Annotated in this window: 23 protein-coding genes; 3 read left to right on the top strand and 20 right to left on the bottom strand. The window is 47.3% G+C overall.

Translation table 11 applies throughout. The features are described from left to right. Positions 1–48: 48 nt before the first annotated feature. On the bottom strand, positions 49–492 hold the full coding sequence (locus ACXAD6_RS06680) for a hypothetical protein (RefSeq protein ID WP_474968204.1): 444 nt from the start codon (positions 490–492) through the stop codon (positions 49–51). 78 nt (positions 493–570) lie between these two features. Then, positions 571–741, bottom strand: a complete 171-nt coding sequence (locus ACXAD6_RS06675; RefSeq protein ID WP_474968203.1) for a hypothetical protein — start codon at positions 739–741, stop codon at positions 571–573. A gap of 175 nt (positions 742–916) precedes the next feature. On the opposite strand from ACXAD6_RS06675, the gene ACXAD6_RS06670 reads away from it, so the two are divergent. Then, on the top strand, positions 917–2,545 hold the full coding sequence (locus ACXAD6_RS06670; protein ID WP_474968202.1) for a cell wall-binding repeat-containing protein: 1,629 nt from the start codon (positions 917–919) through the stop codon (positions 2,543–2,545). 137 nt (positions 2,546–2,682) lie between these two features. Continuing rightward, positions 2,683–3,393, top strand: coding sequence for an alpha/beta hydrolase (locus ACXAD6_RS06665; RefSeq protein ID WP_474968201.1), 711 nt, complete (start codon positions 2,683–2,685; stop codon positions 3,391–3,393). 137 nt (positions 3,394–3,530) lie between these two features. Here ACXAD6_RS06665 and ACXAD6_RS06660 read toward each other — a convergent pair whose 3' ends face one another. The 15 genes from ACXAD6_RS06660 to ACXAD6_RS06590 all read right to left on the bottom strand — a co-directional run bounded on the left by ACXAD6_RS06660 (position 3,531) and on the right by ACXAD6_RS06590 (position 11,449). Beyond that, on the bottom strand, positions 3,531–3,719 hold the full coding sequence (locus tag ACXAD6_RS06660) for a DUF6366 family protein (protein WP_474968200.1): 189 nt from the start codon (positions 3,717–3,719) through the stop codon (positions 3,531–3,533). A gap of 21 nt (positions 3,720–3,740) precedes the next feature. Next, positions 3,741–3,878, bottom strand: a complete 138-nt coding sequence (locus tag ACXAD6_RS06655; RefSeq protein ID WP_206932209.1) for a hypothetical protein — start codon at positions 3,876–3,878, stop codon at positions 3,741–3,743. Positions 3,879–3,922: 44 nt separating this feature from the next. After that, on the bottom strand, positions 3,923–4,402 hold the full coding sequence (locus ACXAD6_RS06650) for a hypothetical protein (protein WP_474968199.1): 480 nt from the start codon (positions 4,400–4,402) through the stop codon (positions 3,923–3,925). 248 nt (positions 4,403–4,650) lie between these two features. Beyond that, positions 4,651–5,283 carry a hypothetical protein gene (locus ACXAD6_RS06645; RefSeq protein WP_474968198.1) on the bottom strand — a complete coding sequence of 211 codons (633 nt, stop codon included), beginning with the start codon at positions 5,281–5,283 and terminating at the stop codon, positions 4,651–4,653. Between the two features lie 13 nt (positions 5,284–5,296). Further along, positions 5,297–6,577, bottom strand: a complete 1,281-nt coding sequence (locus ACXAD6_RS06640; RefSeq protein WP_474968197.1) for a polysaccharide deacetylase family protein — start codon at positions 6,575–6,577, stop codon at positions 5,297–5,299. Between the two features lie 200 nt (positions 6,578–6,777). Continuing rightward, entirely contained in the window at positions 6,778–6,960 is a 183-nt protein-coding gene (locus ACXAD6_RS06635; protein WP_474968196.1) for a hypothetical protein, read from the bottom strand. 26 nt (positions 6,961–6,986) lie between these two features. Continuing rightward, complete coding sequence (locus ACXAD6_RS06630) at positions 6,987–7,175, bottom strand: hypothetical protein (protein ID WP_474968195.1); 189 nt, start codon at positions 7,173–7,175, stop codon at positions 6,987–6,989. Positions 7,176–7,191: 16 nt separating this feature from the next. Continuing rightward, positions 7,192–7,659: a YjdJ family protein gene (locus tag ACXAD6_RS06625; RefSeq protein WP_474968194.1), complete on the bottom strand. Its 468-nt coding sequence runs from the start codon at positions 7,657–7,659 to the stop codon at positions 7,192–7,194. Between the two features lie 25 nt (positions 7,660–7,684). Continuing rightward, positions 7,685–8,122: a hypothetical protein gene (locus tag ACXAD6_RS06620; protein WP_474968193.1), complete on the bottom strand. Its 438-nt coding sequence runs from the start codon at positions 8,120–8,122 to the stop codon at positions 7,685–7,687. 199 nt (positions 8,123–8,321) lie between these two features. Next, positions 8,322–8,867, bottom strand: a complete 546-nt coding sequence (locus tag ACXAD6_RS06615) for a GNAT family N-acetyltransferase (RefSeq protein WP_474968192.1) — start codon at positions 8,865–8,867, stop codon at positions 8,322–8,324. Positions 8,868–8,944: 77 nt separating this feature from the next. Continuing rightward, positions 8,945–9,154 (bottom strand): hypothetical protein, encoded by a 210-nt coding sequence (locus tag ACXAD6_RS06610; protein WP_474968191.1) that lies wholly within the window; start codon positions 9,152–9,154, stop codon positions 8,945–8,947. A gap of 70 nt (positions 9,155–9,224) precedes the next feature. Then, positions 9,225–9,374, bottom strand: coding sequence for a hypothetical protein (locus ACXAD6_RS06605; protein ID WP_474968190.1), 150 nt, complete (start codon positions 9,372–9,374; stop codon positions 9,225–9,227). Positions 9,375–9,388: 14 nt separating this feature from the next. Then, on the bottom strand, positions 9,389–10,270 hold the full coding sequence (locus tag ACXAD6_RS06600; protein WP_474968189.1) for a permease: 882 nt from the start codon (positions 10,268–10,270) through the stop codon (positions 9,389–9,391). Positions 10,271–10,325: 55 nt separating this feature from the next. Then, a complete protein-coding gene (locus ACXAD6_RS06595) occupies positions 10,326–10,649 on the bottom strand; it encodes an ArsR/SmtB family transcription factor (protein ID WP_474968188.1) in 324 nt (107 codons plus the stop codon). 98 nt (positions 10,650–10,747) lie between these two features. After that, positions 10,748–11,449, bottom strand: coding sequence for a Type 1 glutamine amidotransferase-like domain-containing protein (locus tag ACXAD6_RS06590; RefSeq protein ID WP_474968187.1), 702 nt, complete (start codon positions 11,447–11,449; stop codon positions 10,748–10,750). Positions 11,450–11,552: 103 nt separating this feature from the next. On the opposite strand from ACXAD6_RS06590, the gene ACXAD6_RS06585 reads away from it, so the two are divergent. Then, positions 11,553–11,942, top strand: coding sequence for a hypothetical protein (locus tag ACXAD6_RS06585; RefSeq protein ID WP_474968186.1), 390 nt, complete (start codon positions 11,553–11,555; stop codon positions 11,940–11,942). Positions 11,943–12,064: 122 nt separating this feature from the next. Here the strand turns inward: ACXAD6_RS06585 and ACXAD6_RS06580 are convergent, their stop codons facing one another. The 3 genes from ACXAD6_RS06580 to ACXAD6_RS06570 form a co-directional block, all read right to left on the bottom strand. Beyond that, entirely contained in the window at positions 12,065–12,346 is a 282-nt protein-coding gene (locus tag ACXAD6_RS06580) for an NUDIX domain-containing protein (RefSeq protein ID WP_474968185.1), read from the bottom strand. Positions 12,347–12,362: 16 nt separating this feature from the next. Next, positions 12,363–12,713, bottom strand: a complete 351-nt coding sequence (locus ACXAD6_RS06575) for a nuclear transport factor 2 family protein (RefSeq protein ID WP_474968184.1) — start codon at positions 12,711–12,713, stop codon at positions 12,363–12,365. Between the two features lie 137 nt (positions 12,714–12,850). Beyond that, positions 12,851–13,153, bottom strand: coding sequence for a hypothetical protein (locus ACXAD6_RS06570; protein WP_474968183.1), 303 nt, complete (start codon positions 13,151–13,153; stop codon positions 12,851–12,853). Positions 13,154–13,216: the final 63 nt, after the last annotated feature.

Here is a 13,216-nt window from a genome sequence, read left to right as displayed (position 1 = left end):
CGATAGTTGCGATGCTTTCTTTACCCTTCAGCCCTGTTTTCAGAGGGGTTACTTGAACATGACGTTATGTACGGTCGTATTGATCAGGTCCGCATAACGGATCCACTGGATGAGGAAAAACACACAGACAGCTGTATGGAGAACAATTGTTACCCACAACAGCCCCTTTTTCCTGGGATGTCTGCCGAGGGCTTTCCTACTCGTCAATACGGCGTATGTTGCTATGAAAACCGGGAGGAGAACCGCTGCCACGAGCACCCATTGGTTAAAGGCTTCCATATGTGTGCCAAGCTTACTTAAACCAGCCTCTTCACCGGAAACGTTTGAATTCATGATTGGCCCGGGTTCTTTCCATCCTTCATGGATAACGAGCTGATCTTTGTCGGTTACACTATAATCCAAATAACTGAAATTCATCGTATAATAGATGCCCAGCGTCGCCAATAAACTAAGGACAAACACAAGCATCCACCGGATAGGAACAGAAGTCATTGGATCCTCCCCTTTTATTCCAAAATCAATCTTTCCACACCGTCCCTCCAAAGCTGAGGGTTATCCCATTTCCCGAGGTCAGCCCATACCAGTATAGATAAGGATGGAAACGAACAGGAACCCGGAGAGAAACAACGCTTTCTTGGAGCGGCTCCACGATTTCATCCAACCCCACCTTTTTCTGTCCACATCAAGCCAGAAATAATCAACGGCCACTGAGATCATAATAATCAGGAGTGCTGGTATCATCGGCCTCCCTCCTTCCATTACGTTCACCTTATCATAAAACAACCAATATATTCCATTGTGACTGAGAACAAAAACGGGTTTTCTTTTCGACGGTTTGCAGGTATAAAGGAAAAAAGCGCAAATATATAAAACACACGTTCTTTCTATAAAGATCACGTGAGAAGGAGGAAAGCAAGTGTATAGAAGCAAACAGAAGCGGCGTTGGTTATGGTCCATCCTTTTCCTTGTGTCATTGCTGATTTTCCCTGCCCAAGGATGGGCAGCAGAATCAACTGAAAACGGAAAATGGAGATACACGGCGCTTGGTGATTCCCTCGCCTACGGTATTCAATCCGACGGTTCTGCAGGACTCAGCTATGCCGACTTTTTAGCCAACGATTTGGAAAACGTCGACAGGCTGGAAACGTTCACGAAGGCCTATGCTGTCCCCGGCCTCACCTCGGAAGGGCTGCTCAGTCAGATGCAGACCAATGAGGAGGCTCTCAAATCAGCCTCTGAAGCCGACTTGATTACGATCAGTATTGGAGCCAACGATTTTTTACAGGTATTCAGTAAAGACCCTGACGAGCTTAAAAATCCGGAAGTCGTTCAATCAATCCTGCAGAATGTGGGCGAGAATTATGGAAAAGTCGTCCGTCAGATTCGAACCGTCAATCCGGATGCGAAGATCTTCCTTATGGGCTACTACAATTCGTTTCCTGCCTACCCTGAAGAAGACCAGCAGCAGTTCATTCAGTTGATGGACGCATTGAACCAAACCATCCAGAAGGTGGCGTCTGCATCAGGAAGTGACTATGTCGCTACTTTTGAGGCAGTGGCTGAGAATTATGACGCCTATCTCCCGAACCCGCAGAACGTCCATCCTGGTGAAAAGGGCTATGAACGGATCGCTGAGGAGTTCTGGAAAGCGGTCAAACCATTCGTCCCTATTGCCACAGACCGGATTGCCGGAGAGAACCGTTATGAAACAGCTGTTGAAATCTCTAAACAGGGCTGGGACGAATCAGACACCATCGTCCTTGCCAGGGGGGATCATTTTCCAGATGCACTGGCAGGCTCGCCACTTGCCTACCATATGGATGCGCCCATCCTGCTGACAAAGGAACGCCTGCCAGCTGAGCTCAGGGAAGAAATCCAGCGACTCGGAGCGGACAAAGCCGTTATTCTCGGCGGTACAGAAGCGGTCTCTCCTTTTGTTGAAAGTCAGTTAAAGGGCATCGGCCTTACCGTTCAGCGTATTGGTGGTAAAGACCGGTTTGTAACGGCAGCTAATATTGCTGCTGTCTTGAACGGAAATCCTCAACAAGCTGTAGTAGCGAATGGTATGGATTTCCCTGATGCCCTGGCCATCGCCTCCTACGCTGCTGGAGAGGGCCACCCAATCTTACTTACGAAAGACACCCAACTCCCCGACGTGACGGCCCTGGCCCTTACCGATGTGGATGCTGCGATAGCGGTCGGCGGCACGCGTGTTATCTCTGATGAAGTTTTTCATGCGCTCCCTTCAGCCGTCCGTTACGGAGGTGACAATCGTTATGAAACTTCAGCCTTGATTGCTAAGGAGTTGAATCCGGCAGACCGGGCATTTATAGCTACCGGTTCAGATTTCGCCGATGCGTTGACAGGATCGATCCTGGCGGCTAAAGAAAACAGCACGTTCCTGCTTGTTCCTCCTGATTACCTTGATGCTTCCATTGCAGAAGCAGCAGAGGAGCTCGGCATCCGTCACTTCACCATTTTAGGCGGAACAGGAGCGGTCGGTCCTTCCGTAACAGAAGATCTGATGAAATCAGCACACGAATAAAGGAAGACCTGCCTCGTGCAGGTCTTCCTTCTTTTGTAGAAAACACACAACACAGGATCCGCCATTCATCAAAGCGGCTTTTTTGTAAAGTCTTTAGTAGAATAGAATAACAACAGATGAAGAGAAGGAGAAGGCTTATGAAAAAATGGCTTCTGTATATCCTTGCTGGTCTGTTCACCCTCGCTCTGCTTGCCTTTGGAGCTTTCTATATATGGGCGGAGCAGACATACGAACCCTCGGACCAACTATCAGACATTCCAGAGCGTCAGGAAGACTGGGTAATCTTTGAACCGGACGGGGAGCCGAAGGCCGGGGTTGTGCTATATCCTGGAGCGAAAGTCGAACCCGAAGCGTACAGCTATATTGGGAATCAACTGCGGGAACAGGGATACCTGACGGCAATTCCGTCCATGAGGTTCAACTTTCCCATCCTAGAAGCACAAAAAGCGGATGAAATGCTGGAAAACTCGCCCCTTGATGAATGGTTCATTGGAGGACATTCCCTTGGTGGTGTTGCCGCTGCCTCTTATGCCGATGACAATCAAGAACAACTGGACGGCTTGTTTTTCCTGGCTTCCTACCCGGCTGATCAAAATGACTTTTCGGGAACCGATATCCCAATGCTGTCCATCTATGGAGAAAAGGATGGCCTGACTACGCTCACAGATATCGAAGAAAAGAGTCCGCTTCTTTCAGATATGGCTGTCCTCTATGAAATTAAGGGTGGCAACCATGCCCAATTCGGCTGGTACGGAGAGCAAAAGGGGGACAATCCAGCGGATATTCCTGTTCAAGAACAGCAGGACATTATTATCAAAACATTGGTTACGTGGCTTGAATCATCCTAGAACAAACAAGATGGGCTCCAGGCGTGTATGACGGACCCTGATTTTCATGCAGGCTTTTGCCTTTCCCTGTTTTTTTAAAAATGAAGAGGCTGCCTGGACAGTCGCAGGCAGCCTCTTCTGTATAACACCGTTCTTTGTCAGCGAAGAAAGATCGAAAAAAGAATGAAGCCCAGAATCAAACCGACAAGAATCAGTCCTGTTCCTTTCCAGCCGAGGCTGCCGACTAAATCCATCAGTCCGCCGCCGTGTTCCCGGCCGGGACTGTTTCTTTTTAAATCCTCCTGCCTCAGCTTTTCTCTATCATAAGCTTTATCTGATTTGGTCATAAATGATCCGCTCCCCTTTGTTCATGAATCGAAGCGTTTCTCGACTACCATGCCGATGTAAACCAGACATCCGGCACAAACACCGATCATTATTCCATCAATAAACATTCCCACAAGCCCGCCTGTCAAAGCGTATGTGGTGACTTTCCATTTCATCATGACAAGGACTCCTTATAAGCGATAAAATCCTAAACCCGAAGGCTTTACTTGGACAGCTTTTTGATGTTTCCGATTTCTCGAGCGTTTATTAATACCCATGTCAGTCCCATAGGGAGAAAGAGGGAAAAGAGATCCGCAGGTGGACGCCCAAAATTAGTAAGTCCTAAAAATCCAAGGACAATGACAGGGAAAGCAATAAGTATGGAAATTTCTATCCCTCTATTCCTGCGCCACTTCTCCCTTCCCATCCGCTCCTTTTCAAAAGCCTCGATGACTCTTATATCTTTGGATCCCCAAGCTTCTCCTCTCCATGACGAGAAAAGCTTGTACATGGCTGTGCCTATTAAAACAACTGTACCAAGGATTAATACATACGCCGCCGGCCATTGATTGAACACACAAACCGCATAGAAACCAAGCAGCCCACCCATCAAAAGATTGGAGAATAAAAGCTGCCGCTTCTTCGCCTGTCGCACACGCTCAATATCGACGCTTTCTACCTTCACATCCTCAATCGTCTGCATACAGCAAATCCCCTCCCAAGAAGTAAGCATCTGCTATATTTTTCCTCACCCAGATGATTCCGAAACCTAATCAAGTTGGTCAGCGTATGTATAACAAAGACTGATTTCCTTATGGAGGTGAACAGCATGTTCTTCCGGCTCTTTCACAAACTCGACCGTCCAAAGAAAATGGCCCTGCTCTTCGTGTCTATCCTTTTACTGATCGGGGGCATAGTCATGCTCTTTCTGTAACTAAGCCCCATTACTCCTTACGTCCCGGACGGCTCATACGTTTCATCATCGATCCATTCCAATTGAAAGACGATCGCATAATCCGCCTCTTTCACAGCATCCGGCATCTGCCGGGCATCTTCGATTCCCGGCACACGCAGCATATCCTCTTTACCGGCAATCATATAAGCAGGATAATAGGAAACCCCTTTTTCCATGTTGAAGGCCTGCTCGATTCCAGTAAATGAATACCCGGTTAACGAGTCCGGAAGCTGAATCGTTCCTCCTGACCGGCCCCCCATCGTTCCGACGCTCACAGACGTTTGTTCTTCCATTTCACCGAGGTGAAAGCTGAAGAGGTCTTTTTTATAGATTTCCTCCCCTTCTTCTCCGGAGAATGATGAAAACCGTTCTTCCGGTTCGCTTCCATCTTCGATTACATAAGTCGTAGTCTTTAAGCCCTCTCCCTCAGGTATTTCCCCCTCTATAGTGTAAAAACGTTCGAATCCGCTGCCCAGATGGGAAATGATTGTTTCTTCACGCTCCGACAATTTTGCCGGCTTAACTGCCAGCGTATCCTTCGATGCTTCCTTCTGTTCAGGTTCTCCTTCTTCATTCGAGCAGGCGGCCAACAGAAGACCGAGTATCATAAATATCCCTAACTTTTTCATACCATTCTCCTTCTCACCCTTGAATGGAAAGCAGTTCAGACACTGTCACGAACTGATAGCCTTCCTTCTCCAAATAGTCCAGCAGCGTCGGCAGAGCTTTGGCTGTTTCCTTATGCACATCATGCAGCAGGACAATCGAGCCGGGTACGACTTCTTCCTTGATCACTTTATTCACGGCCTCCGGATCTCTGCTTTTCCAGTCGTGGGAATCCACGGACCATAATACGACTGATGACCCAAAGTGCCTTGCCGCTTCCTCTACGGTTTCATTGACAGCACCGTAAGGAGGGCGGAAAACCGACGGCTGCTGACCTGTGACGTTTGAAATTTTCTTACGGGACGCCTGCATTTCATTCTTGACGGCCGGCATCCCAATCTTCGTTAAATCCTTGTGCTGGTCGGTATGGTTACCGATCTCATGCCCCTCCTCAGACACCCTTTTGGCAAGGTCGGGATATTTATCCACCTGTTCCCCCATCATGAAAAAAGTGGCTTTGGCATGGTGATGCTTTAAGATATCCAGAACTTCCGGTGTCACTTTCCGGTCTGGACCATCATCAAAGGTAAGCGCCACCACTTTTTGTCCGGAGTCTGTAAAAGAAAGAATCCTTTCCAGCGATACGTTCACTTGAACAAAATCTTCCTTGTCTATTCCAAGGTCTTCCGGATTGAAATAAGCGGTCAAATCTTTCCCTTGTATGGACCAGTTCCAATCATCCGGACGGTTTATCATATCTGCAAGCGCCTCCCCATCAGGGTTCTCCTTTTTCAACTGCTTCTCCACACCTTCCTGAATCCCTCGGACGGCTTCAGGGTTATCCAGCAGGTTCGTAAGCGTGACGCTTTGATTTTCCCTGTTCAGTGTAAAGACCCGCACCTTGGACTCGGACTGCTTTTCCTCCACCCTTTTGTGGGAGCGGAAAATAAAGCTGTATGTATCCCCGCGCCCCTGATGAGCATCAACCTCAATGGTTAAATGCGCACGTCTGCCGTCACCGAGCTCCCCGTTATACTTTTCCACTTTGTTGAAAAAGCTTTCTTTTTCCTGTTCAATCCACGCTTGGACAGCCTCGTTCTGTTCATCCTCTTTCATGGAGGCGGTGCTGATGGAGAGCGTGTAGGTATCCGCTTCCTCCGTCTCCTCCTGGAAATAGAGGTAGGGGGCACTGCTGCTTTGACCAGATACAGGCGTGAGCCATTTTACCATTCCCATTGCTATTAGACCGGCAATCAGCAGGAGAACGACCCAGCCAGGCCATTTAATCCGTTTGATCAGTGGTTTTCTTCCTGCCATATCCCCTTCATCCCTTTTCTATTATTCTCTCTATCTATTATTCCAAATTTATACATATTTCTCAATGCTAATCTCTCTGAAGGATACTCTCTTCCAGTTGATAGAGAGGCAGGTCATTACCTTTAAAAAAACCAGCAGATCGTGAGAGATTAACCATAAAAAAGCCCGCCATAATGGCGGGGTGGAGTCTTTTCCTGACCTTAGGTGTTCATTTTTCTTCGTGCATTGAATTCTGTCCCAAAGAACACGGCTCCCATAAGAAAAAGAATGCTGGAGAAAAACAGAACCATGCCGTTCCATTGACCATCAAAAATTGTAATGTTCACAAGTGTCATGGTATGTGTAATTAATAAAAGCACAAACAAAATCACATAGGTTTTCATACGTCGCGACCTCCTAAACGTAACCTCTACTCTTCTTTCATCTTCTTCCATCCTAAATAAAACAGCCCTGTCACAAAAAGAAGCCAGGGCAGCCAGGGCACAGCGCTGGAATCATACCGGAATGACATTCCCGGAAAGCTCTGCGCCATTTCTATGATGACAAACAGCAGCATGGAAAAAGAAAAATAGATCGCCGCTGCTATATGGTGTACCAATGAACATCCTCCTTTGTTACACAGTTCTCCGGCCGAACCAGACATACATCAACAGGGCACTTCCCACGGCAAACATCCCGGCTGCTATTCCAAAGTAAAAAAAGAGATGTCCGCCAATTGTGGAGGAAGCATAGCTGAGGTAACTGAAAGCGAACAGCCCCGCCCCTAACAAAGCCAGTAAAACCATCGACCCTTTCCACCGGCCTTTCGTCAGGATGGAGCCCACCGCCAAAAGCAATAAAATGAAACTGCTGAACATCAGCATCGGAAACAGCGGACTGAACTTAGCGGCATATACAAAGTAATCCAGCTGGATGATCTGCTCCTCTCCCCTTACCTCTCCGTTGATCATTTGGGAAAAAGGAGTAGAATGGGCCCATTCCCATGATTTATCCAGAAGCGCACTTCCTTCATACCAGGAAACAAGGGCAGAAAAAATGAAAACAACGGAAAGAAGAACACATACGACAAAGGATCGATACATAGAACTCCTCCTCTTTCATTTCCTTTTAGGAATCCATCCGTTCCAAAAGCCTGTAGTCCTTTGTTTTTTCTACATCGATTTGATTTCTCCTGCCAAAAGCCAGTAATTCGTCATACCCCTCCGGCTCTGTCATCACCACTAACGGGATGTTCAAGCCCTTATAGGTTTGAATGGCAGCGGCTTTCTTTTTCCACCCGGTCCGGAAGAATTTAAGCGTTTGGATATGCGCAGGTACCAGTTCTTTCTTTAACACCCGCTTCTTCAGATAGGTAACGGTATAAATCAATCGCTGATCCTGAATATCAATTTGAAATCGAAATAAACTCCCCATCGCTAAGAATAATAGAATCACCAGGAACAGTTGAATCGATGCACCGAATGCGCTGGAGAGGAGTAACCACAGAAGGGGAAAGAGAAGTGTGACCGTATCCCTGATCCTCTTCGGATTGATGGAATAACTCATGACTGATCACCTCCAAACCTTTCCAGCTTCCTTTGGACACTCCAATAAACAGCTAAGGCTGCCATTTGAAGTGGTAAAAGAAACCGAAAAGGAGAAGATGAATGTGGATGAATGATTTGATAAATGCCGGCTGTTATGACCATTAGACCCATTCCTAATACGACCATCCGCAGAATCTTTTTCAGCTTATAATCGTTCGTTAAAATTTCCCCCACTCCTCTTTCAACAAACCATAAACGATCCTGTCGTGATGGCTTCCGTTCAAATATTCATACTCACGCAGGACTCCTTCCTTCGTGAATCCGAGCCGTTCGGGGACCGCTCTGCTTTTCCCATTTCCTACGGCCGTCTGAATGTCCACTTTTCTTAAACCGAGCTCAAAAAATGCGTAATCGACCATCTTCCGGACCGATTTCGTTACCAACCCCCTGCCCGTAAAGTCGTCTCCGAGCCAGTAGCCGATTTCCGTTCTTCCCGTTTCCTCATCTATGTATAGAAATCCAGTGGAACCGGCCAGTTCTCCTTTATACAGGATGCCGGCCCAGAAACCTTTTCCATCGGCCATCCTTGTCAGGGACCTGCTTATAAAGGCAGCAGAATCGTCCGCTTCCTTCGTTTTGTTTGGGAAGGAAAGCCACATCCCAAGATGACTCCTGTTTCTGTCGACCAGCTTGAACAAGGCATCCGCGTGTCTTGGTTCCAGGATGGACAGCTCTACGTCATCATCCACATGCATCGTAAACATATGTTTTCCTCCTCTTCTACGATTCCAATTATTTCAAAAGATTCCCCTGAACTCAATCATTAAAAAAACCTTCTTTTTTATAAAGAAGGCTTTATCTGCTTTATTTCTTCACAGGCTGTCTGGAAGTTTTCCAGTGATTCTCCTCCCAGCGCAGACCTGTCACCGCCGAACAATCGCTGCAGGACGATTTCCTGCGCTTGTTCGATAGAGAGGTCTCCACTGTTTAACACGAGCTTTATATAAGACTTAAAATATTCCTTGGTCAATGCGCCCGATTGATGCAGCATGCGTCATTCCCTCCTCCATTCTTCATCACAGAAGCAGGAGAGCCTTCCTTGAAGACTCCCCCGGCAGACTCTATGCGTTTTCCTGACGGTTTTCCTCCTGTCCCTCTTCGCTATCGTTTTCCTTTGTTTCTTTTTCCTCTACCTCTTCAATGTCTACATGACAGCAGTTTTTATCAGATTTGGAAAACAAACCGCGGAGCCCTTTCTTTTTTTCAGCCATGGATTTCACCTCCTTTAAAGTATCGTCTGCACGATAAACCCTGTGGATACCGCCACGACGAGGATGGAGACAACAAAAGCGGTGACGAGCTTCGGTTTGAACAGTTTATTCAACAAAACCACCTCAGGAATACTCGCGCCCGCACCACCGATGACCAAGGCGATAATGGCACCGATCCCCATGCCCTTACCCACCAGTGCATCGGCAATCGGCAGAATCGCTTCCGCTCGGATGTACATGGGGATACCAATGACAGAAGCCACCGGAATCGTCCATGGTTGATCTCCACCTGCAAACCTGGCAATCATCTCCTGAGGAATGAAGTCATGGATGAATGCTCCGATGAATACCCCAAGTAGAAGGAACGGCAGGACAGGGTAAAAGAAGCCCCAGGCGTCCCGCAGCGCCACCTTCCATTTCGGCTCATCCGCTTCAGCAGTAGTGCTTCCTTTCCGGACCCTTACATTTTTCACGAACTTTTCAAGCCCGAGCAGATCCCATACCACTCCAATCAGGATAGAGAAAGCACCGACAATCAGAACATAGGACAACGTCAATTCCCACCCGAGCAGCGTCCACAGCAGAAGGACAATGACGGGGTTCAATAATGGTGAGGCTACTAAGAAGGACATGGACGGTCCAAACGGTGCTTTAGAAGAAAGCAGTCCTGCCAGAATCGGAATCGTCGAACATGAACAGAAGGGCGTCAGTGCCCCGAGCACCGTTCCATACAGGTAGCCGCTCCACTTATTCGGTCGTTCCAACACCCGTTTAATCCGCTCCTCTGTCACCTTCTGCTGCAGAAGACTGACGAGGAAGCTGATGAGAATGAACAATGCGGTCAACTCCGCAAACAAAATGAGGAATGTTTTCATAAACTCGAGAAAAGCATTCATAAGATCCCTCCCTGCATCAACTTTTTTTGATGTATAATGTATAGATTTACCCTGACTACTGACCAGGGTAAAAGATGCAGCAGAGTTCCGGGGATAGGATGGATTTAACTTCCGAATCGTTCAGCTGATAATAGTTCCAGGTCCCCTTCTTTTCCCTCTGAATAAAACCGGCATCATGGAGGATTTTCAAATGGTAGGACAGTTTGGACTGCGGGAGTCCGACAAGCTCTGTCAGATCACAGACACACAGCTGTCCCTTCTGATTCAGTTCATACATGATTTTAAGACGAAGCTGATCTGCGAGTGCCTTGAATTTCTTTTCGTACCCTTCAAAGGAAAGTTCCTTCCCAGTTCCTGCATGTTGATCGACCGTTTCCATCGTCTCACCTCTACATCAAATTTTTTTGATATAACTGCATTATATTCATCCCTCAGGAAGGATGTCAATTGAATGCATCAAATTTTTTTGATGTATGTTCATTCATCCCTTCCTAAGTAATGCGTCTCCAGCTCTTCTTCCTGTATACCACGGTTATGATAAAGCCGGTGAGCCCTGGCATTCGGCTTAGAACTCACCACTCTGTGCAGATGGTGATCAATATAGTGGGCAGCCGCATGATCATCTACGGCCAGTCCGGGCTTGATTTTCCCTTCGGCCATTAATTTCTTATATGCCGGCCTCCGTTTCGGTTCGCCGTCATAATGCGGACAGTGGCTTCCCGAAAGAAAGCCCAGCCCTTGCAGCGGTTCCAGCTCCCCTCCGAAGGAATCCGTGACGCCTTCTTCAAACCAACAGATCGATCCGGCACTGACACCTGCAAGGATGACGCCCTGCTCCCACGCTTTCTTCAAGATCACATCCACTCCCCATTCTCTCCATAACGCCAGTATATTCCTCGTATTTCCACCGCCGACGAAGATGATATCCTTTTCCAGTAGAAAACTGTCCAGATCTCTTGTGGGTGGGTGAAATAATGAAAGGTGGGAAGGCTGACAGGCATAGTTTTCGAAAAAGTTGTAAAATCTGGCCATATAACTGCCGGAATCTCCGCTCGCCGTCGGGATAAAACAGATGTGGGGCTTTGTTTTCGAAGACTGCTCCAGCAGGTACGTATCCAACAGTGGATTTTCAGGATCCATCGAAAAGCCTCCTCCACCTACAGCGATGATCTGTTTCATAAGCAGCACTCCTTTTCAACATTGATTTATCAGTTAAAATATGTAAAAATATCCAGGAATACAATGGTATTTTTAAAACTCCTCATCAAAAGGGAGAGGTAAAATGACTGGGTTCTTATACAATAGTACGTTGGCTGGATTATTCGGTTTAGGGATGTATCGGTTGATTATTTTCGAAGGAACGGCAGCCAAAGAGCATGTGCTTTCGTTTATAATTTGTGCCATCGTTATTCTGGTCACAGCCCTTACAGGAAAGCGTTTTGCAGCCAAAGCATCTGAAAAAGCATCCAATGACTGGTTTTACGTATCTCTTCTGTTTCCATTTCTATGGGGAATAGACGCTTTTCAAGCCATTCAATATGCGTATCCCCCATCATTCAGTGCCATTATCGGATGCGGGCTTGCGACCTCTCTTCTGGTCTCCGCATGCTTATGGGAAAGACCTGTACAATCAAACAGGAAAAAGATTGTCTCAGAGGCCGTCCAGGACTAAATGGAGATAATCCCCATGTCCTCTGATCAAATCCACTTCCTCTACGGACGAAATCCAGAAGAAGTGGAAGGTCAGCCCTTTTTCTTCTCCTCCCCCGGACGGTTCGTGCAGCCAGCTGCCTTTCACCTCCGGGGTGTGGAGCTGATAAAATACCGCTTGTGCGGATTTCCGTCCTCATTTATCCACGTATCCATCACCAGTAATTTTTCTACATAGACGGAATTCAGCCCTGTCTCCTCCACCATTTCCCTTACAACAGCATGTAGAGGATCTTCCCCCGGGTTCACAGTTCCTTTAGGAATTTGAATGCCGGCCTCAGGAACTGAATTTTGAAAAACAAGCACCTGCGGCTTTTCTTTATCAAAGCGGGTGATATATCCATAGACTTTCCATACAGGTTCCACAAGCACACCTCCTTTGTTACTGACCCGGGATGATTGTCCCTTGATGGAAATACAGCTGCCATCTGCCATGGGTTTTCTTCCAGATCGAGCTCCTCCATGTGTTCCGCTTCCGCGTCGTATCCTTGACTTTATATGTACTCAGGACCGTATCCTCTGCCAGAATCTGAATCTCATAATGATGCATCGTCATTTCTGACAGAACGACCCCAAGATTCAGGCAGTCTTTTTTTGTATAGATGATTCCGGAACTGCCAATCTCCCAAAAATCATCTGCAAGGATCTGATCCAGTTTTTCAGCGGAAGACCTGACGTCCAGACTGATATGTGCTCCTTCTAATTCCCTGAGATGGTTTTTTAGATCTTTCATCTATCCTCCCCCTCTTCTGCTTACCGCCCCTTTATAAAGATTAGTTCTACACATTTCCTTTTTTATCCTTTTTCTTCAGCATACACTCCTGTTTATGACCAGAAAAAAAGACCCCTTGAGGGCCTTTCTTTGATTGATTAAGAGTACCATCCACCGTGGCTGTGATGAACGCCGCCCCACGGATAATAATTTCCCTGGCCGTAATGGTACCCGTAGCCGGGTGCATAGCTGCTGTGTCCGTGCTCGAAACCGGATCCTCCATACGTTCCCTGCCCATGATGATACCCGTAGCCCGGGACATAGGTGCCATGTCCATGGTGATAGCCATACCCCGGGATATAAGTCCCGTGTCCGTGGTGGTATCCTGCGCCGGGTACGTATGTGCCGTGACCATGATGATAAATCCGTTCCACAACGATCGCCCCTTCCGTTTGCTTCAACCTTAGCCTATGCTGGGCGGGAAGATGTGGTCTGGGCGTTATCCATAAAACAAACCACGCTGT

It is taken from the genome of Halobacillus sp. ABH2_015 (assembly GCF_056158945.1).
This window is presented reverse-complemented; position numbering and strand designations above follow the sequence as displayed.

What these genes read in the sequence shown, in the direction of transcription:
- ACXAD6_RS06610 (WP_474968191.1), bottom strand. Translation starts at nt 9,154, where the DNA reads ATGCTGCATCAATCGGGCGCATTGACCAAGGAATATTTTAAGTCTTAT.
- ACXAD6_RS06575 (WP_474968184.1), bottom strand. Translation starts at nt 12,713, where the DNA reads ATGAAAGATCTAAAAAACCATCTCAGGGAATTAGAAGGAGCACATATC.
- ACXAD6_RS06665 (WP_474968201.1), top strand. Translation starts at nt 2,683, where the DNA reads ATGAAAAAATGGCTTCTGTATATCCTTGCTGGTCTGTTCACCCTCGCT.
- ACXAD6_RS06640 (WP_474968197.1), bottom strand. Translation starts at nt 6,577, where the DNA reads ATGGCAGGAAGAAAACCACTGATCAAACGGATTAAATGGCCTGGCTGG.
- ACXAD6_RS06620 (WP_474968193.1), bottom strand. Translation starts at nt 8,122, where the DNA reads ATGAGTTATTCCATCAATCCGAAGAGGATCAGGGATACGGTCACACTT.
- ACXAD6_RS06590 (WP_474968187.1), bottom strand. Translation starts at nt 11,449, where the DNA reads ATGAAACAGATCATCGCTGTAGGTGGAGGAGGCTTTTCGATGGATCCT.
- ACXAD6_RS06660 (WP_474968200.1), bottom strand. Translation starts at nt 3,719, where the DNA reads ATGACCAAATCAGATAAAGCTTATGATAGAGAAAAGCTGAGGCAGGAG.
- ACXAD6_RS06585 (WP_474968186.1), top strand. Translation starts at nt 11,553, where the DNA reads ATGACTGGGTTCTTATACAATAGTACGTTGGCTGGATTATTCGGTTTA.
- ACXAD6_RS06635 (WP_474968196.1), bottom strand. Translation starts at nt 6,960, where the DNA reads ATGAAAACCTATGTGATTTTGTTTGTGCTTTTATTAATTACACATACC.
- ACXAD6_RS06605 (WP_474968190.1), bottom strand. Translation starts at nt 9,374, where the DNA reads ATGGCTGAAAAAAAGAAAGGGCTCCGCGGTTTGTTTTCCAAATCTGAT.
- ACXAD6_RS06675 (WP_474968203.1), bottom strand. Translation starts at nt 741, where the DNA reads ATGATACCAGCACTCCTGATTATTATGATCTCAGTGGCCGTTGATTAT.
- ACXAD6_RS06615 (WP_474968192.1), bottom strand. Translation starts at nt 8,867, where the DNA reads ATGTTTACGATGCATGTGGATGATGACGTAGAGCTGTCCATCCTGGAA.
- ACXAD6_RS06650 (WP_474968199.1), bottom strand. Translation starts at nt 4,402, where the DNA reads ATGCAGACGATTGAGGATGTGAAGGTAGAAAGCGTCGATATTGAGCGT.
- ACXAD6_RS06680 (WP_474968204.1), bottom strand. Translation starts at nt 492, where the DNA reads ATGACTTCTGTTCCTATCCGGTGGATGCTTGTGTTTGTCCTTAGTTTA.
- ACXAD6_RS06600 (WP_474968189.1), bottom strand. Translation starts at nt 10,270, where the DNA reads ATGAATGCTTTTCTCGAGTTTATGAAAACATTCCTCATTTTGTTTGCG.
- ACXAD6_RS06625 (WP_474968194.1), bottom strand. Translation starts at nt 7,659, where the DNA reads ATGTATCGATCCTTTGTCGTATGTGTTCTTCTTTCCGTTGTTTTCATT.
- ACXAD6_RS06655 (WP_206932209.1), bottom strand. Translation starts at nt 3,878, where the DNA reads ATGATGAAATGGAAAGTCACCACATACGCTTTGACAGGCGGGCTTGTG.
- ACXAD6_RS06645 (WP_474968198.1), bottom strand. Translation starts at nt 5,283, where the DNA reads ATGAAAAAGTTAGGGATATTTATGATACTCGGTCTTCTGTTGGCCGCC.
- ACXAD6_RS06595 (WP_474968188.1), bottom strand. Translation starts at nt 10,649, where the DNA reads ATGGAAACGGTCGATCAACATGCAGGAACTGGGAAGGAACTTTCCTTT.